General features: G+C 69.5%; 23 protein-coding genes and 1 riboswitch. Of the genes, 14 read left to right on the forward strand and 9 right to left on the reverse strand.

What is annotated here, in order from left to right; genetic code table 11:
• Nucleotides 1-68: 68 nt before the first annotated feature.
• Entirely contained in the window at nt 69-245 is a 177-nt protein-coding gene (locus ABZ863_RS28645) for a hypothetical protein (protein WP_358541840.1), read from the reverse strand.
• A 129-nt stretch (nt 246-374) separates the two neighbouring features.
• Here ABZ863_RS28645 and ABZ863_RS28650 point away from each other — a divergent pair, with 129 nt between their 5' ends.
• Entirely contained in the window at nt 375-1,547 is a 1,173-nt protein-coding gene (locus tag ABZ863_RS28650) for a saccharopine dehydrogenase NADP-binding domain-containing protein (protein ID WP_358541843.1), read from the forward strand.
• Here the strand turns inward: ABZ863_RS28650 and hemW are convergent.
• Nucleotides 1,540-2,745: a radical SAM family heme chaperone HemW gene (hemW, locus tag ABZ863_RS28655; RefSeq protein ID WP_358541846.1), complete on the reverse strand. Its 1,206-nt coding sequence runs from the start codon at nt 2,743-2,745 to the stop codon at nt 1,540-1,542. The two genes, ABZ863_RS28650 and hemW, sit on opposite strands and share 8 nt — an antisense overlap.
• Nucleotides 2,746-3,086: 341 nt before the next feature.
• Between hemW and ABZ863_RS28660 the strand changes: the two genes are divergently transcribed.
• From ABZ863_RS28660 to ABZ863_RS28690, 7 genes are all read left to right on the forward strand, one after another.
• Nucleotides 3,087-4,769, forward strand: a complete 1,683-nt coding sequence (locus tag ABZ863_RS28660; RefSeq protein ID WP_358541848.1) for a nitrite/sulfite reductase — start codon at nt 3,087-3,089, stop codon at nt 4,767-4,769.
• A complete protein-coding gene (locus ABZ863_RS28665; RefSeq protein ID WP_358541851.1) occupies nt 4,766-4,924 on the forward strand; it encodes an Insertion element protein in 159 nt (52 codons plus the stop codon). The genes ABZ863_RS28660 and ABZ863_RS28665 overlap by 4 nt, the downstream gene beginning before the upstream one ends.
• Nucleotides 4,924-5,628, forward strand: coding sequence for a phosphoadenylyl-sulfate reductase (locus tag ABZ863_RS28670; protein ID WP_358541854.1), 705 nt, complete (start codon nt 4,924-4,926; stop codon nt 5,626-5,628). Before ABZ863_RS28665 ends, ABZ863_RS28670 begins: the two co-directional genes overlap by 1 nt.
• An 82-nt stretch (nt 5,629-5,710) precedes the next feature.
• A complete protein-coding gene (gene cysD / locus ABZ863_RS28675; RefSeq protein ID WP_358541857.1) occupies nt 5,711-6,631 on the forward strand; it encodes a sulfate adenylyltransferase subunit CysD in 921 nt (306 codons plus the stop codon).
• Complete coding sequence (locus tag ABZ863_RS28680; RefSeq protein WP_358541860.1) at nt 6,631-7,926, forward strand: GTP-binding protein; 1,296 nt, start codon at nt 6,631-6,633, stop codon at nt 7,924-7,926. The genes cysD and ABZ863_RS28680 overlap by 1 nt, the downstream gene beginning before the upstream one ends.
• Nucleotides 7,923-8,666 carry a sirohydrochlorin chelatase gene (locus tag ABZ863_RS28685; protein ID WP_358541862.1) on the forward strand — a complete coding sequence of 248 codons (744 nt, stop codon included), beginning with the start codon at nt 7,923-7,925 and terminating at the stop codon, nt 8,664-8,666. The genes ABZ863_RS28680 and ABZ863_RS28685 overlap by 4 nt, the downstream gene beginning before the upstream one ends.
• Nucleotides 8,667-8,700: 34 nt before the next feature.
• Entirely contained in the window at nt 8,701-9,471 is a 771-nt protein-coding gene (locus tag ABZ863_RS28690) for an enoyl-CoA hydratase family protein (RefSeq protein ID WP_358541865.1), read from the forward strand.
• 12 nt (nt 9,472-9,483) lie between these two features.
• Here ABZ863_RS28690 and ABZ863_RS28695 read toward each other — a convergent pair whose 3' ends face one another.
• Genes ABZ863_RS28695 through ABZ863_RS28705 form a run of 3 tightly spaced genes read right to left on the reverse strand, consistent with a single transcriptional unit; the run spans nt 9,484 to nt 10,493 of the window.
• The gene (locus ABZ863_RS28695) at nt 9,484-9,858 is read right to left on the reverse strand and encodes a barstar family protein (protein ID WP_358541867.1); all 375 of its coding nucleotides are present in this window, start codon (nt 9,856-9,858) and stop codon (nt 9,484-9,486) included.
• Nucleotides 9,855-10,277, reverse strand: a complete 423-nt coding sequence (locus ABZ863_RS28700; protein WP_358541870.1) for a ribonuclease domain-containing protein — start codon at nt 10,275-10,277, stop codon at nt 9,855-9,857. The genes ABZ863_RS28695 and ABZ863_RS28700 overlap by 4 nt, the downstream gene beginning before the upstream one ends.
• Before the next feature lie 9 nt (nt 10,278-10,286).
• Complete coding sequence (locus tag ABZ863_RS28705; RefSeq protein ID WP_358541872.1) at nt 10,287-10,493, reverse strand: hypothetical protein; 207 nt, start codon at nt 10,491-10,493, stop codon at nt 10,287-10,289.
• A 32-nt stretch (nt 10,494-10,525) separates the two neighbouring features.
• Here ABZ863_RS28705 and ABZ863_RS28710 point away from each other — a divergent pair, with 32 nt between their 5' ends.
• Nucleotides 10,526-11,491: a zinc-binding dehydrogenase gene (locus ABZ863_RS28710; protein WP_358541874.1), complete on the forward strand. Its 966-nt coding sequence runs from the start codon at nt 10,526-10,528 to the stop codon at nt 11,489-11,491.
• Between the two features lie 60 nt (nt 11,492-11,551).
• Entirely contained in the window at nt 11,552-12,541 is a 990-nt protein-coding gene (locus ABZ863_RS28715; RefSeq protein WP_358541877.1) for an alpha/beta hydrolase, read from the forward strand.
• A gap of 7 nt (nt 12,542-12,548) precedes the next feature.
• Here the strand turns inward: ABZ863_RS28715 and ABZ863_RS28720 are convergent, their stop codons facing one another.
• Both ABZ863_RS28720 and lepA read right to left on the reverse strand, forming a co-directional pair.
• Complete coding sequence (locus ABZ863_RS28720) at nt 12,549-13,604, reverse strand: nitronate monooxygenase (protein ID WP_358541879.1); 1,056 nt, start codon at nt 13,602-13,604, stop codon at nt 12,549-12,551.
• 58 nt (nt 13,605-13,662) lie between these two features.
• The gene (gene lepA, locus ABZ863_RS28725) at nt 13,663-15,525 is read right to left on the reverse strand and encodes a translation elongation factor 4 (RefSeq protein ID WP_358541881.1); all 1,863 of its coding nucleotides are present in this window, start codon (nt 15,523-15,525) and stop codon (nt 13,663-13,665) included.
• A 113-nt stretch (nt 15,526-15,638) separates the two neighbouring features.
• Between lepA and ABZ863_RS28730 the strand changes: the two genes are divergently transcribed.
• Genes ABZ863_RS28730 through ABZ863_RS28740 form a run of 3 tightly spaced genes read left to right on the forward strand, consistent with a single transcriptional unit; the run spans nt 15,639 to nt 17,164 of the window.
• A complete protein-coding gene (locus ABZ863_RS28730; protein WP_358541883.1) occupies nt 15,639-16,250 on the forward strand; it encodes a class I SAM-dependent methyltransferase in 612 nt (203 codons plus the stop codon).
• A 16-nt stretch (nt 16,251-16,266) separates the two neighbouring features.
• Nucleotides 16,267-16,662, forward strand: a complete 396-nt coding sequence (locus ABZ863_RS28735; protein ID WP_358541964.1) for an AraC family transcriptional regulator — start codon at nt 16,267-16,269, stop codon at nt 16,660-16,662.
• Between the two features lie 34 nt (nt 16,663-16,696).
• Nucleotides 16,697-17,164 (forward strand): VOC family protein, encoded by a 468-nt coding sequence (locus tag ABZ863_RS28740; RefSeq protein ID WP_358541886.1) that lies wholly within the window; start codon nt 16,697-16,699, stop codon nt 17,162-17,164.
• Nucleotides 17,165-17,197: 33 nt separating this feature from the next.
• Here ABZ863_RS28740 and ABZ863_RS28745 read toward each other — a convergent pair whose 3' ends face one another.
• Nucleotides 17,198-17,578, reverse strand: coding sequence for a VOC family protein (locus ABZ863_RS28745; RefSeq protein WP_358541888.1), 381 nt, complete (start codon nt 17,576-17,578; stop codon nt 17,198-17,200).
• A gap of 209 nt (nt 17,579-17,787) precedes the next feature.
• Between ABZ863_RS28745 and rpsT the strand changes: the two genes are divergently transcribed.
• Nucleotides 17,788-18,048 (forward strand): 30S ribosomal protein S20, encoded by a 261-nt coding sequence (gene rpsT, locus ABZ863_RS28750; RefSeq protein ID WP_358541890.1) that lies wholly within the window; start codon nt 17,788-17,790, stop codon nt 18,046-18,048.
• A 273-nt stretch (nt 18,049-18,321) separates the two neighbouring features.
• On the opposite strand, the gene holA is transcribed toward rpsT, so the two are convergent.
• Nucleotides 18,322-19,302 (reverse strand): DNA polymerase III subunit delta, encoded by a 981-nt coding sequence (gene holA / locus ABZ863_RS28755; RefSeq protein ID WP_358541892.1) that lies wholly within the window; start codon nt 19,300-19,302, stop codon nt 18,322-18,324.
• A gap of 113 nt (nt 19,303-19,415) precedes the next feature.
• Nucleotides 19,416-19,548: riboswitch (SAM riboswitch) on the forward strand.
• The last annotated feature ends 10 nt before the right edge of the window (nt 19,549-19,558 follow it).

Raw genomic sequence — 19,558 nt, forward strand, 5'->3', positions numbered from 1 at the left:
TCCGTGGACGGTGCTGCGCGGTCGCTGGCGCGGTGTACCCACCTTTGTCGAAACTCACACCTCAGCCGTCACCGACGATGGTCGTCGTCTTCATCGAGAGACACCGGGACTGCCTGCTCGGCGACGTCCGCGGGATCGGCCTCGAGCGGCATGGCCGGCTCGAGTTGCTCGGCCGCGCCCCCCGCGGCCGGCCGCTGCTGATCCGAGACGTCCGCCGCGGGCTTCGGCTCATTCTCCTGGGTCATGTGGGCGTGGTACCCGGAACTGGCCGGGCCCAATCGATGCTGCCGCAACGAAAGCCCCGCTCACGCCGATGGCGCCAACGTTGCCTACTTGTGGGTAGCCTACGGGCACCACAGTGGAAGGAGCAGCGGATGGGAGCCGAGCGCGAACACGATCTCGTTCTGTTCGGGGCGACCGGGTTCACCGGCGGACTGACCGCCGAGTACCTCGCCCGGCACACGCCTCCGGGCTGCCGCTGGGCACTCGCAGGGCGCGACCGGACGAAGCTGGAGCGGGTACGCGCGCGGCTGGCCGGACTCACCCCCGCGTGCGCGGAACTGCCGCTGCTGCACGCCGATGCGACCGATCCCGTCTCGCTGCGCGCGGTCGCGTCCGCGAGCCGGGTCGTGATCACCACCGTGGGGCCGTACCTGCGCCACGGCGAGCCGCTCGTGGCCGCCTGCGCGCAGGCTGGGACCGACTACGTCGACCTCAGCGGCGAACCCGAGTTCGTTGACCGGATGTACCTCGCCCACCACGAGACGGCCCGGCGCACGGGCGCCCGCATCGTGCACGCGTGTGGCTTCGACTCCATCCCCTACGACCTCGGCGTGTACTTCACCGTGAAGCAGCTGCCCGAGGGCGTGCCGCTCAGCGTCACCGGCCAGATCCGGGCGCGGGCGGACATCTCCGGCGGCACGTACTCCTCGGCACTCACCGCGTTCTCGAGGGCCCGTTCCATGCTCAGGACAGCGGAACAGCGGCGCCAGGCGGAGCCGTGGCCCGCGCACCGCCGGATCCGCCTGCCGCAGGGCCTGCCGAACCGCGACGAGGAAACGGGGCGGTGGCTCGTGCCGCTGCCGACGATCGACCCGCAGATCGTCGCGCGCTCAGCCGCGGCGCTGGAACGCTACGGACCCGATTTCAGCTACCGGCACACCGCGTCGGTCACACGGCTGCCGACGGTTGTGGCTGCCGGCCTCGGCCTTGGCGCACTGGTGCTGCTCGCCCAGATCCCGCCGGCACGGGAGGCACTCGGCCGGCTCCGCAAACCGGGCGAGGGCCCCAGCGAACGGCGCCGGGCCGCGTCGTGGTTCACGGCCCGGTTCGATGGCCGGGGTGGCGGGCAGCGGGTCGTGACCGAGTTCTCCGGCGGCGATCCCGGCTATGACGAGACCGCGAAGATGCTTGCCGAGTCCGCCCTCTGCCTCGCCTTCGACGACCTGCCGGCGACCTCCGGTCAGGTGACCACGGCGGTGGCCATGGGAGACGCGTTGCTGGACCGGCTCAGCAAAGGCGGGTTGACGATCCGCGTCATCAGCTGACCAGACGGCGGACGACAGCGTCGGCCAGCAGCCGCCCGCGATCGGTCAGCACTGCCCGCCCCGCTGCCAGCGCGGGCTCCAGGAGCAGGCCTTCCGCAGCGGCGGCGCGTGCCTCGCGCACACCGGCGCCATCGAGTGCGTCCAGCGGCAGCCCCTCGGCGAGCCGCAGCTCCAGCATGACCCGTTCGAGGTGACGGTCGGCCGCGGTGAGCACCTCGTGGCCTGCGGCAGGCGGCTCGCCTTCGGCGAGCACCGCCGAGTAGCGCGCCGGATGCTTGACGTTCCACCACCGGACGCCGCCGACGTGGCTGTGCGCACCGGGCCCCGCGCCCCACCAGTCACCGCCATGCCAGTAGCCGAGGTTGTGCCTGCAGCGGGCGCCCGGCTCGTCGGCGGCCCAGTTCGACACCTCGTACCAGCGCAGCCCCGCCGAGGTGAGCGTGCGGTCGATGAGCTCGTAGTCGGCGGCGAGAACGTCGTCGTCCGGTGCGGGCAGCTCGCCCTTACGCACGCGCCGGGCCAGCGCGGTGCCGTCCTCGACGATCAGTGCGTAGGCCGACACGTGATCCACCCCCGCGCCGAGCACCGCGTCGAGCGAGGCCCGCAGGTCGTCGGTGCGCTCCCCCGGCGTTCCGTAGATCAGGTCGAGGTTGACGTGGGCGAACCCGGCGGCGCGCGCCTCCCGCGCGGCAGCGGCAGGCCGGCCCGGCGTGTGCACCCGGTCCAGCACGCGCAGGACGTGCGGGGCCGCCGACTGCATACCGAGCGACACCCGGGTGTACCCGGCCGCGCGGATCCCGGCGAAGAACTCGGGGGAGGTGGACTCCGGGTTCGACTCCGTGGTCACCTCGGCGCCCTCGGCCAGCCCGAAGGCCTGCCGCACCGCGTCGAGCACCGCGCCGAGCCCATCGGCACCGAGCAGTGAGGGCGTGCCGCCGCCGACGAAGACGGTGTCCGCGGCGGGTGGCTCGCCGAGCATCCCGGCCGCCAGGTCCAGCTCTCGGCGCAGCCCCTCCAGCCACGACTCCGGCGAGGCGGCCGAACCCAGCTCGCCCGCGGTGTAGGTGTTGAAGTCGCAGTAGCCGCAGCGGGTGGCGCAGAAGGGTACGTGCACGTACACGCCGAACGGCCTGCTGCCGAGCCCGGCCAGCGCGGTGGCGGGCAGGGCGAAACGATCAGTGGTCGGCGCGGTGGTCACTTCTCCAGTGTCGCACCCTGCTGGCAGGGCCCGGCGAGGCCGCGGGTGACCTTGCTCCCACCATGCGGACGCCTCTGGACCACATTCTGAGCAGCGTGGCACCCTGACAGCGTGACTTCTGCCGGTGTGTCCCTCGTGGTGCGACGCCACGTCGACTACCTGCGTGTCTCCAGCAGTCTCTGCCGGCGCTGAGCTGCCGCGCCACGTGCCCACGACGGACAACCTGGCGCCGGATGTGCCGCGAACTGCTCCCACCACGAGTTCTTCCAGGGCGTTCCGGCACGCGCGGCGCCGGCCGCGGCGAACCGCCGCACACCATGCCCTGGAGGACTGGAGAACAGATGGCCCCGAACACGAGCCGCCCGGCACGGGCGAAGCAACGGCGTGGTGAAGGTCAGTGGGCCCTGGGCTACCGCGAGCCGCTGAACCCGAACGAGCGCTCCAAGAAGGACGACAACCCACTCAACGTCCGCGCGCGCATCGAGAACATCTACGCCCGCGGCGGTTTCGACTCGATCGACCCCGGTGACCTGCGTGGCCGCTTCCGCTGGTACGGCCTCTACACGCAGCGCAAGCCAGGGATCGACGGCGGCCGCACGGCGACCCTGGAGCCGGAGGAGCTGGACGACCGGTACTTCATGCTGCGGGTCCGGCTCGACGGCGGCGCGCTCACCACCGACCAGCTCGCGCTGCTCGGTGAGCTCTCGCAGACCTACGCGCGGGACACGGCCGACATCACCGACCGGCAGAACATCCAGTACCACTGGATCCGGATCGAGGACATGCCGACGATCTGGCAGAAACTCGAGAACGCAGGCATGACCACCATGGAGGCATGCGGCGACAGCCCGCGCGTCATCCTCGGCTCCCCCGTCGCCGGCATCTCGGCCGACGAGCTCATCGACGGCACGCCCGCGATCGCGGAGATCACGCGGCGCTATATCGGCGACCCGCAGTTCGCCAACCTGCCGCGGAAGTTCAAGACCGCGATCTCCGGGTTGCAGGACGTGGCGCACGAGATCCACGACGTCGCGTTCGTCGCGGTCGAGCACCCCGAGCACGGCCCCGGCTTCGACGTCTGGGTCGGCGGCGGGCTGTCCACCAACCCGATGATCGCGCAGCGCCTCGGCGCCTGGGTGCCGCTCGACGAGGTGCCCGAGGTCTGGGCCGGGATCATCGCCGTCTTCCGTGACTACGGCTACCGCAGGCTGCGCTCCCGCGCCCGCATCAAGTTCCTCGTCAAGGACTGGGGTGCGGAGAAGTTCCGGGAGGTGCTGGAAACCGAGTACCTGCACCGCACGCTCGTGGACGGGCCCGCCCCGGAGGTCCCGCAGACGCCCATCGACCACATCGGAGTCCACCGCCAGCGGGACGGCAACTACTACGTGGGCGGCGCACCCGTCGCCGGCCGCGCGTCGGGCTCGATGCTCATCGCGGTCGCCAAGGCGGCCGAGCGAGCCGGCTCCGGCCGGGTCCGGCTGACGCCGCAGCAGAAGCTCGTCGTGCTCGACGTCCCGGAGAGCGAGGTGGAGACCCTGCGGGCCGAGCTCGCCGAGGCAGGCCTGCAGACGAACCCCTCGCCGTGGCGGCGCAGTGTCATGGCCTGCACCGGTATCGAGTTCTGCAAGCTCGCGATCGTCGAGACCAAAGCCAGAGCAGCCGAGCTGGTCGCCGACCTCGAACACAGACTTGCCGGCATCCAGGACGGTCTGGACAACCCGGTCACCATCCACCTCAACGGCTGCCCGAACTCGTGCGCGCGTATCCAGGTGGCCGACATCGGGCTCAAGGGCCAGATAGTCACCGACGACGACGGCAACCAGGTCGAGGGCTTCCAGGTGCACCTCGGCGGTGGTCTGGGACTCGACACGGGCTTTGGCCGTAAGCTGCGCGGGCACAAGGTGACCAGTGCGGAGCTGACGGACTACGTGGAACGAGTCGTGCGCAACTACATTGCCCAGCGCGAGGACGGCGAGCGTTTCGCGCAGTGGGTCACCCGCGCCGAGGAAGCTGATCTGAAGTGACCGACGCCACTCCTTCACGGGCCACGCCTTTCTACTGTCCGTACTGTGGGGATGAGGATCTTCGTCCGGAAGACAACGGGGCGTGGCTGTGTTCGTCGTGTAGACGGGTGTTCTCGGTGAAGTTCATCGGCCTGCAGATACCGGAGGTGACGTGATGACCGCGGCGACATCGGCGGATGCGCTGAAAGCACTGGCGGAGCAGGCGGCGGAACGTCTCGCCGACGCCGGCCCCGGCGAGGCATTGCGCTGGGCCGTCGAGCAGTTCGGCGACGATCTCGTTGTGGCGTCGAACATGCAGGACGCGGTACTGGTCGACCTCGTGACGAAGGTCAAGCCCGATGTGGACGTACTGTTCCTGGAAACCGGCTATCACTTCGCCGAGACGATCGGCACGCGCGACGCGGTGGCCACGGTGTACCCGGACATCAGAATCGTCAACGCCACAGCGGAGCAGACGGTCGCCGAGCAGGACGCCCAGTACGGGCCGAGACTGTACGAGCGCGATCCCAACCAGTGCTGCCACCTTCGCAAGGTCGTGCCGCTGCGCGCGACGCTCGCGAAGTACTCGTGCTGGATCACCGGCGTACGGCGAGTGGACGCACCGACCAGAGCGAACACGCCGATCGTCACCTGGGACGATCGCAACGGCCTCGTGAAGGTGAACCCCATCGCGGCGTGGAGCGACGACGAGTTCAACGGCTACGTCGACCAGCACGGGATCCTGCAGAACCCATTGGTCGGCGAAGGCTACCTGTCGATCGGCTGCGCGCCGTGCACGGCGAAGGTCGCGCCGGGCGCCGATCCCCGCAGCGGCCGCTGGGCCGGCAATTCCAAGACCGAGTGCGGGCTGCACGCCTGAGAAACGGATGGGACGTGCATTGCGTAGCGTGCAGGCAGCGGTGCGAGCTGCGTGCCCCACAGCACTGGAGGAAAAGGACGTCATGACCACACTGGAGGCCGCGACGGATGCGGCTCGGGACAACCTGACCGCCCTGGAGTCCGAAGCCGTCCACATCTTCCGCGAGGTCGCGGGCGAGTTCGACCGCCCGGTGATCCTGTTCTCCGGTGGCAAGGACTCGACGCTGCTGCTGCACCTCGCGATCAAGGCGTTCTGGCCGGCCCCGGTGCCGTTCCCGCTGCTGCACGTGGACACGGGGCACAACTTCGAGGAAGTCATCGACTTCCGCGACCGCATCGTCGACAAGTACGGCCTGCGACTGGTCGTCGCGCACGTGCAGGACTGGATCGACGACGGAAGGCTGACGGAGCGTCCGGACGGGACCCGAAACCCGTTGCAGACACAGCCTTTGCTGGACACCATCGGCGAGCACAAGTTCGATGCCGTGTTCGGCGGCGGCCGGCGTGACGAGGAGCGGGCCCGCGCCAAGGAACGAATCTTCAGCCTGCGCAACGCCTTCGGCCAGTGGGAGCCGCGCAGGCAGCGCCCCGAGCTGTGGAACCTCTACAACGGCAGACACCGGCCAGGCGAGCACGTCCGGGTCTTCCCGCTGTCCAACTGGACCGAGGCCGACGTGTGGAACTACATCGCACGCGAGGGCGTCGAGCTGCCCTCGATCTACTACGCCCACCAGCGCCCGGTGTACCGCAGGGACGGTATGTGGCTCACCGAGGGACCGTGGGGTGGCCCGCGCGACGGTGAGGTCGTTCAGGACCTCACGGTGCGCTACCGCACTGTCGGTGACGGCTCGTGCACCGGCGCGGTGGAATCCACAGCGTCCACAGTGGAGGAAGTGATCGCCGAGGTGCAGGCCAGCAGGCTGACCGAACGCGGGGCCACCAGGGCGGACGACCGGCTATCCGAAGCCGCCATGGAGGACCGCAAGCGGGAGGGGTACTTCTAATGGGATCGAAGACCAGCCTGTTGCGGTTGGCAACCGCCGGCAGCGTGGACGACGGCAAGTCGACGCTCGTCGGACGGCTCCTCTATGACACGAAGTCGGTGCTGGCCGACCAGCTCGACGCGGTACAGCGCGCGAGTGTCGATCGTGGACTGTCCACACCGGACCTCTCGCTGCTGGTGGACGGCTTGCGTTCCGAGCGCGAGCAGGGCATCACCATCGATGTGGCCTACCGGTACTTCGCCACGCCGAAGCGCAGCTTCGTGCTCGCCGACACTCCAGGGCACGTCCAGTACACGCGCAACACCGTGACGGGCGCGTCCACCGCGCAGCTCGCCGTGCTGCTCGTCGACGCGCGCAAGGGTGTCGTGGAGCAGACACGGCGGCACGCGGCGGTGCTCGCACTCCTCGGCGTTCCCCGCCTCGTCCTTGCCGTGAACAAAGTGGACCTCATTGCCTACGACGAGGCCGCGTTCACGGTGATCGCGAAGGAGTTCACCGCGCACGCGTCATCGCTCGGGTACACCGAGGGCTCGGTGCTCGCCATTCCGGTGTCGGCACTGGTCGGCGACAACGTGGCCACGCGTTCGGAGAACACCCCCTGGTACACCGGTCCGACGTTGCTGGAGCACCTGGAGACCGTGCCCGTCGCACCGGATCCGCACGAGGCGGCATTCCGTTTCCCCGTGCAGTACGTGATCCGCCCGCGCACGCCGGAGCATCCCGACTACCGGGGCTACGCGGGGCAGATCGCGGCGGGCACCGTGCGGCCGGGTGACGAGATCGTGGTGCTGCCGCAAGGCCTGCGCACCACCGTCGAGCGCATCGACACCGCCGACGGTCCGCTGCAGGAGGCGGGCACGGGGAGCTCGGTGACCGTGCTGCTGGCCGACGAGCTGGACATCTCGCGCGGCGATCTGATCGCCTCAGCGACTGAACGACCGGTCGTCACCGACGAGCTCACCGCCGCGCTGTGCTGGCTGTCCAGCACGTCGCTGCAGGCAGGCGCTCGCGTGCTGGTCAAACACGGCACCCGCACGGTGCAGGCGCTGGTTGAGGAGCTCAGCTCGCGCTTCGACGAGCAAACCCTGTCCACTGTGGATGGACCGGCTTCGCTGGAGCTCAACGAGATCGGCAGCGTGCGGCTGCGGCTGTCCGAGGAGATCGCGGTGGACGACTACGCCGCGAGCCCCCGCACCGGCGCGTTCCTGGTGATCGACCCCAAGAACGGCGACACGCTCGCCGCGGGGCTGATCGGCGAGCGCTTCGCGGCACTCGGCGGTGCGGAGCCGGAGTGATACCGGGGCCACTCGTCGTCGTCGCGCACGGTAGCCGCGACCCCAGATCGGCGGCCACCGTGCGTGCGCTGGTGGACCTCGTGCGGGCGACCGCCCCCGAGACGGATGCGCGGGCGGCGTTTCTCGACCTGTCCGAACCGCCGGTCGGTGACGTCCTGGCCGGCCTGCATGCCGAGGGGCATCAGCACGTCGTCGTGGTGCCGCTGCTGCTGGGCCGTGCCTACCACGCCAGGGTGGACCTGCCCGGCCTCGTCACCGCGGTGACCGCCCGGCTGCCGCGGCTGGAGGTGTCGATCGCCGGTGTGCTGGGCGCCGACCCACTGCTGGAGGCCGTCGCCGTCGACCGGCTGACCGACGCGGGCGCCGACCTCGCCGCAGCCGACCTCGGGGTGGTGCTCGCCGCGGTGGGGTCCTCACACGCGCCTGCCAACGCCGTCGTCGCACGGCTGGCACGGCGCTGGGCCCGCCACGGCTGCCAGGTGTCACCGGCGTTCGCCAGCGCCACCAAACCCGATGTCGCGGCGGCCGTCGCCAAGCTGCGTGCCCGCGGCGCCCGGCGGTTCGCCGTCGCCTCGTGGTTCCTCGCCCCCGGCCTGCTGCCCGACCGCGTCCGCGCACAGGCCGGGCAGGCGGCTCCCGGTGTGCTGATCGCGGGCCCACTCGGCGCGGACGCGCGGGTGGCGGGTGTCGTGCTCGACCGCTACGCCGAGGCTCTCGCCACCACCGCCCGTTCGGCCTGAGGCCCAGGCCGGGGAACGTGGCAAGGTGTTTCCCATGGCTGACGAACTGGTGCACTACGACGTCGCGCAGGGCGTCGCGACGATCACGCTGGACTCGCCGCACAACCGCAACGCGCTGACCGCGCAGCTGCGCGGCGAGCTGAGCGCGAGTCTGGACAAAGCCATCGGCGACGCCGCCGTGCGGGTGGTCGTGCTGACCCACACGGGGCCCGTGTTCTGCGCGGGGATGGATCTCAAGGAGGCGCGCGGGGCAGGCGCACAGGATCAGGGCGTCAACGAGTTTCCCGCAATCCTCGAACGGATCTGGACGAGCCCGAAGCCCGTGGTGGCCAGACTCGCCGGCCCGGCGAGGGCAGGCGGCGTTGGTCTGGTGGCCGCGGCCGACATCGCCGTCGCAGTCAGCGACGCGACGTTCGCGTTCACCGAGGTCCGCATCGGCGTCATCCCGGCGATCATCTCGGTGACGGTGCTGCCGCGACTGGCGCCGCGAGCCGCGCACGAGCTGTTCCTCACCGGCGACGTGTTCGACGCCGAGCGCGCCGCCACGATCGGCCTGATCAACGCCGCGGTGCCCGCCGAGCAGCTGGACGCCACAGTGCAGCGCTACGTCGACTCACTCGGTCTCGGCGGGCCGCGGGCGCTCGCCGCCACGAAGGACCTGCTCCAGGGCGAACGTGCCCGCGGAATGGGACAGACGTTCGAGGCGATGCTGGCCACCTCGGCCCGGTTTTTCGCCAGCGACGAAGGCCAGGAAGGGATCACCGCCTTCGCCCAGAAACGCAACCCGAACTGGGTTGTCTCCTAGGCGACGGACCCGCTAATCGTCGGTGAGGACGACGGTGAGGGTGCGGCTGTCGGCGCGCTCACCGCCGGGGGCGAGGGCGCGCTGGGCGTCCGAAAGCACGCTGTGCACGGCGAGGTAGGACTTCGGGTCCGCGCGCCTCAACACGTCCGAGGCGATCCAGATGAGGACGTGCTCGCCCGCGGGAAGCCACGACAGGTCGGTGAGACAGTCGTACAGCGCGTCGAGGTTGCGGCCGAAGTAGTCCGGGAAGGACAGTGCGGCGGCGATCGCGTCCAGCGTGCTCAGCTTGTCGCCGAGCGCGCGGCCGTCGAGGACGTGACTGAACGCCCCACGGGCGCGAGCCTGCTGGGTGATCGTCTTCGAGTCCGGTTTCTGCTGCACCGTCATCGCCGGGGGTCCACGACTTCGAACGACGCGTAATGGTCGCTGGTGTAGTACAACTCGTGTTCCTGGCCGGTGACAAGGCGTCGAGCTCCGCGGTCGGCGCTGCCCGGCGTGTCGACCGTGTATTCGCGGTAATAACCGGATGCCTTCTCGGGCAACAACCTCTCCCTATTGCCGAACGTCGTGCCGTCTTTGCCCGGATACGGGAAGGGGCCACCGTGCTGGATCAGCTGCCAGGTCTGGCTCACCTCGGGCGGCAGGCTGGACAACGCCACCACCTGCAGCCCCGAATCCGCGCCCGGGAGGCTACCCCCTCCTGGGGGATTGCCGTCAACCGCTGTGACATCCCTGACCAGCCACCCACCGAGCACGAGAACGATGAGGGCGATCAGCGCCACGCTGATGCGCCTGCGGGAGAACAACGCCGCCCCCTAGAACGTTCTGCCCGGTCGGCGGCTGCCACGGCGGTGGCGCGCGGCACGATCGGCTACGACGTCAACGACACGATGAACCAGCCATGCCAGCCCCACGCACAGCGGCACGAGCACAGCCATGACCAAGACGAACTGCACGGGGAACCATTGTTGCACCAACCACAGCTCGAAGCCGTCCCACCAGCGGGTCACTCCGTCGAACACAACGGAGAGCGTACGCCAGGTAGGTTGGCGCCATGTTCGCCGTCTATGCCAAAGAAGCCAATCCTGACGATCCGCTGGCATCGCTCGTGGTGGGTGAGCGACCGGAACCCGAGGTGTCCGAGGGCTGGGTGAAGGTGACCGTCAAGGCGGCCAGCCTGAACATGCACGACATCTGGACCCTGCGCGGCGTCGGAATCAGGCAGGAACAGTTCCCGATGATCCTCGGCTGCGACGGCGCCGGTGTACTCGACGACGGCACCGAGGTGGTCATCCACTCGGTCATCAACGACGAGTCCTGGCGGGGCGACGACACGCTCGACCCGAAGCGCACACTGCTGACCGAGAAGCACCAGGGCACGTTCGCCGACGCGGTCGTCGTTCCGGCACGCAACGTACTGCCGAAGCCGGCGGGGCTGTCGTTCGCCGAGGCCGCGACCATGGGCACCGCCTGGCTCACCGCCTACCGGATGCTGTTCGTCAAGTCGGGCCTGCGGCCAGGGCAGACGTTCCTCGTGCAGGGAGCCTCCGGCGGGGTGTCCACCGCGCTGGTCCAGCTCGGGCGGGCAGCCGGCTTCCGGGTGTGGGTGACCGGACGCAGCGAGGACAAGCGCGCGCTGGCCGAGCAGCTCGGCGCGCACCAAACCTTTGAATCGGGCGCACGGCTGCCGGAACGCGTCGACGCCGTGTTCGAAACGGTCGGCAAGGCCACCTGGGCGCACTCGATGAAGTCACTCAAACCGGGCGGAACGGTTGTCGTGTCCGGTTCCACCAGCGGTCCGGACCCCAGCGCCGACCTCCAGCGCCTGTTCTTCCTGCAGCTCCGCGTGGTCGGTTCCACCATGGGGACCAGGGACGAGCTGGCGAGCCTGCTCAGCTACACCGACATCGCCGGCATCCGGCCGCAGATCGGCACCGAGCTGCCGATGACCGATGCCGCGAGCGGGTTCGCGGACATGCTCAAGGGCGAGACCGCCGGAAAGATCGTGTTCACACACTGATACGACTTCGTATCCTCTTTCCGGCGGAAAGAACGGAGGGTTATTGGCTACCCTGGGGGGGTGGTCGCAGCGCAGCGACAGGTCTTGCCGATACCGGCAGGCCCGGGAGTATCCGGCCCGGATGTGAGGGCCGGATACCGCCGCTACGCCGGTTTCCGGACACGCGTGCTGGAAGCCGGACCAGTCACCGCCGACGGACGCCCCAAGCGGCGCAAGACAGTCCACCCGACGGCGCCTCGAATCGTGTTACTGCACGGATACTGCGACAGCGCCGACACCTGGCGTTCCGTCCTCGCCGAGCTGGCTACCGCGGGAATCGCGGCCATCGCTGTCGACCTGCCCGGTTTCGGCGAGGCAGCCGCTCTGCGACCGGGCGCCATGTTGCCGCAGCTGGACGCGTTCACCGCCGCCGTCATTCGTGAGCAGGCCGCGCTGGGCAGCGTCGTGCTGGTCGGCAACTCATTGGGCGGAACCATGAGCCTGCGGGCTGCGCAGAACCCGGCACTGCGCGTCGCCGGCGTGGTGTCCATATCGGCACCGGGTTTCGTCGACTCCTGGCTCATCAGAACGATTGCGAGCTATCCGCTGGCCTTGCGCGTGTGCGCGTCACTGCCGGTACCGGGCGTCATCGTCCGCACGATCGCCCAGCAGGTGGTGCCGCGCCTGCTCTACGCGGACCTGAAAACCGCCGATGCGGTACACGTGCGGCGCTTCCTCGAGCTCTTCCCCGACTACCAGTCCACGACGAGCCGCCTTCAGGAGGCGAGAAGACTCATCTCCGAGCTCGCCGGTGCCTACCAACTCGACCGGATCAGCGTGCCGCTGCTCGTCATCGCCTGCGGCAAGGACCGGCTGGTCAGCGCCGCCTCGGGCAAGCAACTGCACGGCCTCGTCCCGCACAGCAGGCTCCTGGTCAGGGAGGACTGGGGGCATTGCCCACAGCTGGACGACCCACTGGCGATCGCCGAGGTGCTGGGCTACTTCGCCACGGGCGCGCTGCGCGGGCAGACGCGCGGCGCACCGGCCTCCTCCACCGAAGCCGCAGGCTGATACAGCGTCAGGCGAACCTTCCGGCGCCCTGCCGCAGGGCCTCGACAGCCTGCTCGCGCAGCATCATGATGATCTCGGCGGCCGGCGCTGGGCCGTGAGCCAGCGGGTAGGTCTGGCCCGCCCACAGCGACATCGACTCCGGGTCCCCCGCCGCGGCGGCGGCCGCCCTTATCGGCCTGGTCAGGTTGTTCACCTGCGGGTACGCGGCGGGCGCAGGCACGGAATACTCCCGTAAGAACCTGTTGACCAGACCGCGCGCGGGTCGCCCGCTGAACGCCCTGGTGAAGGCCGTCGGCCTGGCTCCTTCGGCCAGAGCACGGCGCTGAACGGGGTTGGTGCCCGCCTCGTCCGCGAGCAGGAAGGCGGTGCCCAGCTGCGCCGCCACCGCGCCGGCCACGACGACCGCGGCGACATCCGCGCCGTGGACCAGGCCACCAGCCGCGATGAGCGGCAGATCTGTGACGGCCGAGATCAGCCGCAGGGCGGCGAGCAGCCCGCACAGCTCTCCCCCGGCGGCGATGGCCGGATCGTCGTTGAAGAGGCCGCGATGACCTCCGGCCTCGAAACCCTGCACGCACAGTGCGTCGGCGCCCACCGCGGCCGCCTGCTGTGCCTCGGCGGGACTGGTGACGGTGACGACGACGGCGCTGCCAGCGGCGTGCAGCCGCTCGATGTCCGCGGCCAGCGGTGCACCGAACGTGAACGACACCACCGGAACCCGCTCGGCGACCACGAGGTCCAGCTTCGCGGCGTAGGCATCGTCGTCCCACCGCGCGGCGCCGGGCTCGCATCCGTAGCGCCGCGCCTCGGCCCCGATCCGCTCGGCGTAGGGGCGTACGTCGACGGTCGAGCGGATACCGGGTACGAACAGGTTCACACCGAAGGTGTCGCCGCAGCGCTCCCGGGTCGTGGCGATCTGGCCGGCCAGCCCGGCGGCGCTGAGGTAGCCGCCTGCCAGGAAGCCGAAGGCCCCCGCGTGCGCTGCCGCGGACACCAGTTCCGGTGTGGAAGGCCCACCGGCCATCGGCGCCACAACCACAGGGACGCGCAAGCTGTCGAACATGTGCCTAGCCTACGAACCGCCGGTACGCGCGCGGGAAGTGCCCACTAGGACGGCGTGGTCACTTCTTGCCTTTGCCCTTCTCTCCTCCACTGTCCTCAGTGGACAGAGCGGCTACGAAGGCCTCCTGGGGAACCTCGACCCGACCCACGGTCTTCATCCGCTTCTTGCCTTCCTTCTGCTTCTCCAGCAGCTTCCGCTTCCGCGAGATGTCACCGCCGTAGCACTTGGCCAGAACGTCCTTGCGGATGGCGCGGATCGTCTCGCGGGCGATGATGCGCGAACCGATCGCGGCCTGGATCGGAACCTCGAACTGCTGGCGCGGGATGAGCTCACGCAGCCTGGTCGCCATCCTGTTGCCGTAGGTGTAGGCGGCGTCCTTGTGCACGATGGCGGAGAACGCGTCCACCGGCTCACCCTGCAACAGGATGTCCACCTTGACCAGGTCGGCGGCCTGCTGACCTGCCTCCTCGTAGTCCAGCGAGGCGTAGCCGCGGGTGCGCGACTTCAGCGCGTCGAAGAAGTCGAAGATGATCTCGGCGAGCGGCAGCTGGTACCGCAGCTCCACGCGGTCTTCCGACAGGTAGTCCATGCCGAGCAGTTGACCACGCTTGCTCTGGCACAGGTCCATGATCGCGCCGATGAACTCCGCGGGCGCGATCACCGTGACCTTGCTGACGGGCTCGTGTACCTCGGCGATCTTGGCGCCGGTCGGCCAGTCGGACGGGTTGGTGACGACGCGCTCGGTGCCGTCCTCGAGGTAGACCTGGTACACGACGTTCGGGGCGGTGGAGATCAGTTCCAGGCCGAACTCACGTTCCAGCCGGTCGCGCGTGATCTCCAGGTGCAGCAGCCCGAGGAACCCACAACGGAAGCCGAACCCGAGCGCCACCGACGTCTCCGGCTCGTAGCTCAGCGCCGCGTCGTTGAGCCGCAGCTTGTCCAGCGCCTCCCGCAGGTCGGGGTAGTCGGAACCATCCAGGGGGTAGAGGCCGGAGTAGACCATTGGTTGCGGCTCGCGGTATCCAGCCAGCGGCTCGGTAGCGCCGCCTCGCTCCGCCGTCACCGTGTCGCCGACCTTGGACTGGCGGACGTCCTTCACACCGGTGATGAGGTAGCCGACCTCGCCGACGCCAAGGCCCCTGGCGGCCTTCGGCTCCGGCGAGATGATCCCGACCTCCAGTAGCTCATGGGTGGCGCCCGTGGACATCATCCGGATCCGCTCCCGCGGGGTGATCTTGCCGTCCACCACCCGGATGTAGGTGACCACGCCGCGGTAGGTGTCGTAGACCGAGTCGAAGATCAGCGCACGCGCAGGCGCGTCGCCGTCGCCCTGGGGCGCGGGGACCTGGCGGACGACCTCGTCGATCAGCTCCTGCACACCCGCGCCCGTCTTGGCCGACACACGCAGAACGTCCGACGGCGCACAGCCGATGATGTTGGCCAGCTCCGCGGCGTACTTGTCCGGGTCGGCGGCAGGCAGGTCGATCTTGTTGAGGACCGGGATGATGTGCAGGTCCTTCTCGAGCGCGAGATAGAGGTTCGCCAGCGTCTGCGCCTCGATGCCCTGCGCCGCGTCGACGAGCAGGATCGCGCCCTCGCACGCCTCCAGCGCCCGCGACACCTCGTAGGTGAAGTCCACGTGCCCTGGTGTGTCGATGAGGTGCAGCACGTGGTCCTTGCCGTCGAACCGCCACGGCAACCGCACGTTCTGCGCCTTGATCGTGATGCCGCGCTCACGCTCGATGTCCATACGGTCCAGGTACTGGGCACGCATGGCCCGCTCCTCGACCACGCCGGTGAGCTGCAGCATCCGGTCGGCCAGGGTCGACTTGCCGTGGTCAATGTGCGCGATGATGCAGAAGTTGCGGATGAGCTCCGGCGGCGTGAACGTGGTGTCGGCGGACGGGCGTGTCTGTGTCACTCGTTACCTCAGGTCGTTCGCGGGTGGCACCGTCCATGTTCCCATGCCGCCACGACGACATTTCCGGGTCATCCCCGATGCGGCCCCAGCTCCGTCCGTGCTGACCTCGAAGGATGAGTTCTGCACTGACAGATGTCCTTGATCGCGCATTCGGCCACCCGCGCGGTGTGCTCGGCCGGCTCGGCGGGGCGGTCATGGCCCACGGCAACGGGTCGACCGAACGGCACATCGTGCACGTCGCCAAACCGGTGCACGGGGAGACCGTCCTCGTCGTCGGCCCAGGCCCCGGCGTCGGGCTCGCCGAGGCCGCGGACCAGGCGACGCTGACGATCGGCGTCGACCCCTCGGAGGAGATGCTGCAGCTGTGCCGTCAGCGCTGCGCGGAGCAGGTGCGCTCGGGCTCGGTCCTGCTCCGCGCCGGCACCGCCGCGGCGACCGGGCAGCCGCCGGAATCGGTCGATGCCGTGGTCAGCGTCAACAACGTGCAGCTGTGGGACGACCGGCCTGCTGCGTTCGCGGAGCTGTTCCGGGTGCTGCGGCCGGGTGGGCGTCTCGTGCTCTCGGCGCACGAGAAATGGCTACCGGTGCCCCGGCACGAACTGGCGACCGAACTCGAGGCGGCCGGCTTCACCGACCTGCAGACGTGGGTCTGGGATCCGCCGGGCGTGGGCGCCACCCGGGCTGCCCAGCTGCGTGCTTACCGGCCGGCGGAAACCACGGAGTAGGTTCGCCACCGTGCGACTGACGCCGGCCGAAGACCGCAACCGCCGCCTGCTGCGCGCGCGTGACGCGATCGATCGCGACTACGCCTGCCCGCTCGACGTGCCGGGGCTGGCCAGGATCGCATTCATGTCGCCGGCGCACTTCAGCCGCAGCTTCCGCGACACCTTCGGCGAGACGCCGCACCGATACCTGCAGCGCCGGCGCATCGAGCGCGCATGCGCCCGGCTGCGCGACACCGACAGTTCGGTCACCCGGATCGCACTGGAAGTGGGCTTCGACAGCCTCGGAACCTTCAGCCGGACCTTCAGCGAGATCATCGGCTGCTCCCCGTCACGCTGGCGCGACAAGGCGATTCCGGTGCCGGTGCCGGTGTGCTTCGTCAAGGCATGGAGCAGATCCAGCAGTTTTGGATAAGCCGGCGCGGCCCTCCGCCGCCTAACGTGAGCGCATGTTCACCGGAATCAGCATCCACGCGGTCAACGTCCTCGACCAGGAAGAGGCCCTCGACTTCTACGTCGGCAAGCTCGGCTTCCAGGTCACCGGCGATGTCGACATGGGTTTCATGCGCTGGCTGACCGTCGCGCTGCCCAGCGACCCGAAGCGGCACCTGCTCCTCGAAGTGCCCGGGCCGCCCGCGCTCAGCGACGAGGTCGCCGCGCAGGTTCGCGATCTGGTCACCAAGGGCGCGCTCGGCGTCGCCGCGATCCTCAACACCGACGACTGCCACAAGACCTACGAGACCCTGGTCGCCCGTGGAGTCGAGTTCACGGAGGAACCCGTCACGCAGCCCTACGGCATCGACTGCGCGCTGCGGGACCCGTTCGGCAACCACATCCGGATCACCCAGCTCACCGAGATGCAGCCGATCACCCAGGACGACCTCGACCGGTGGAATGGCACCGGCGGCAACAGCTGAGTGATGACCCCGGTCTTGTGCGGGGATGGGCGGCTAGGGAGTGCGGACATCGGCGCGCAGCGGATGCTCGGCAGGAATCTCCACCAGGACGATGCGCACCCCGTCCGGATCGGAGATCCACGCCTCGTCCAGACCCCACGGCTCACGCTGCGGGCCGCGTTCGGGCTCGACTCCCGCGGTCCGCAGCTCAGCCAGCGTCGCGTGCAGATCGCGCACCTGTAGCCAGAGCGCCACGTCCGGCCGCGTGTCGCCCGTGCCACGGCCCACCACCTCGAGGAAACCGCCGCCGAGGAAGAACACCGTCCCGCCGGGGAACTCCCGGTACACCGCGAGCCCGAGTGTGTCCCGGTAGAACGCCGTTGTGACATCGGGATCGCGGGGATGTACCAGCACGCGGCTACTCAGGACCTCCATGGAGACACCGTCTCATGGCAGAAGGTCGCGCGATCCGAACGGCACGGGTACCGGAGCGGCGGACCTGCCCCGCCCGGCCGGGCGGGGCGTTGTTATCCTTTTCAGCTGTTGCCGCGTGGCATTCCGCCAGGGAGGAAACCCAGCCGTCGCGCCGGGGCCACGAGAACGCGGCAACGACAACCGCCGGAAACGATGTGAGGAGCGCCCGCGTGGCCAACATCAAGTCCCAGATCAAGCGCATCAAGACCAACGAGAAGGCGCGCCAGCGCAACCAGGCGGTGAAGTCGGCGGTCAAGACCGCGATCCGCAAGTTCCGCGAGGCAGCCGAGGCCGGTGACAAGGAGAAGGCCATCGAGCTGCAGCGCGAGGCGGCACGCAAGCTGGACAAGGCTGCCAGCAAGGGCGTGCTCCACAAGAACCAGGCGGCGAACAAGAAGTCCGCGATGGCTCAGCGGGTCAACAAGCTCTGACTCTGAACTCACGAAGCCCCGGCGCCACCCGGCGACCGGGGCTTCGTTGTGTCCAGTGCCGTGCCGACGCCGGCAAGCGTTGACACGTTCAGCTGATGTGCCCCAAGGCCACTGGGTTGCATTTGTCAAACACCGCGACGCGAAGCGTCTCCGTTTGGGCGGGGGTGGGAGACGGGTGGGCGCGACCAAGAAGGTGGCCTCGGGGGCTGGCAGTGCCCTGCCTGGCGGTGCGAGTTGCCTGCCCCACGCAAGCCCGCCGCCTAGAAAAACGCGCTAACGCCGTTCCCTGGCTGCGGCTATGTCGAACACGGCGCGCTCGAGCGCGTAGCCCGGATCGGCCGCCGCGCCCTTCACCTCGGCGTTGACGCGGGCCACGACGCGCATCGCTTCGGCGAGCGAACCGGCGGACCAGCCCCGCGACTGTCCCTGTGCCTTGCGGATCTTCCACGGCGGCATGCCGAGCTCACCGGCCATCTGGTTGGGGTTGCCGCGCCCGGCAGCCGATACGCGCGCGATCGTGCGCACCGCGTCGGCCAGCGCATCGGCCACGAGGACATGCGGTACGCCGATCTGCTGCGCCCAGCGCAGCGACTCCAGCGCCGCCGCCCGGTCACCCGCGACTGCCTTCTCGGCGACCATGAACCCGGTGACGTCGGCCTTTCCACGGTGGTAGCGGCGTACCGCGTCCTCGTCGATGCCGCCGCCGGAGTCCGCCACCAGCTGAGCAGCGGCAGACGCCAGCTCCCGGAGGTCGGAGCCGACGGCGTCGATCAGGGCGAGCACCCCGGCCGCGTCGATCCGCCCGCCAGCCCTGCGCACCTCGTTGCGCACGAACGCCTCACGCTCGGCTGGTTTGGTGATCTTGTCGCATTGCGTCACGGCCGCGCCGGCCTTCTTCAGCGCACCGGGAAGCGACTTGCCGGCCTTGCTCCTACCGCCGCCGGTGTGCACGACGACGAGCACGATGCCGTCGGCTGGCGCAGCAACGTAGGCGAGGACGGTGTCGGCCACCTCCTGTGAGATGTCCTGCGCACCGTCCACGACGATTACCCGGCCCTCGCTGAACAACGACGGGCTGACCAGCTCGGCGAGCACCGGAGGCGTCAGGTCGGTGGCCCGCACCCTGGTCAGCTCGGCGGCGGGATCGGCGAGGCGGGCCGTTTCGAGCGCACCGCGAACGGCACGTTCGACGAGCAGTTCCTCGTCGCCCAGCACGAGATGCAGCGGCGCGGGCGTGGTGGCTGGCGCGGTCACGCTGTCGATCCTGCCACGGTGACATAACCCGCAGAGGCATGGCACGAACTGATCGGCATGCCGTAGGGTGAATGGCAGTGCGGCGCGATCTTCGCCCGCCCACAACCGAATACCGCTCATCCAGAGGGGCAGAGGGACCGGCCCGTTGAAGCCCCGGCAACCGGCGTCAGCCTGTCATCTCGATTCCGCGAGGTAGCTGGCGATCACGGTGCCAATTCCGACCCGTGCCAGCGGGACAGATGAGGAAGGAACCTCG

Origin of the sequence: Saccharomonospora sp. NPDC046836, from assembly GCF_040645195.1 — a bacterium.
Lineage (GTDB): Bacteria > Actinomycetota > Actinomycetes > Mycobacteriales > Pseudonocardiaceae > Prauserella_A.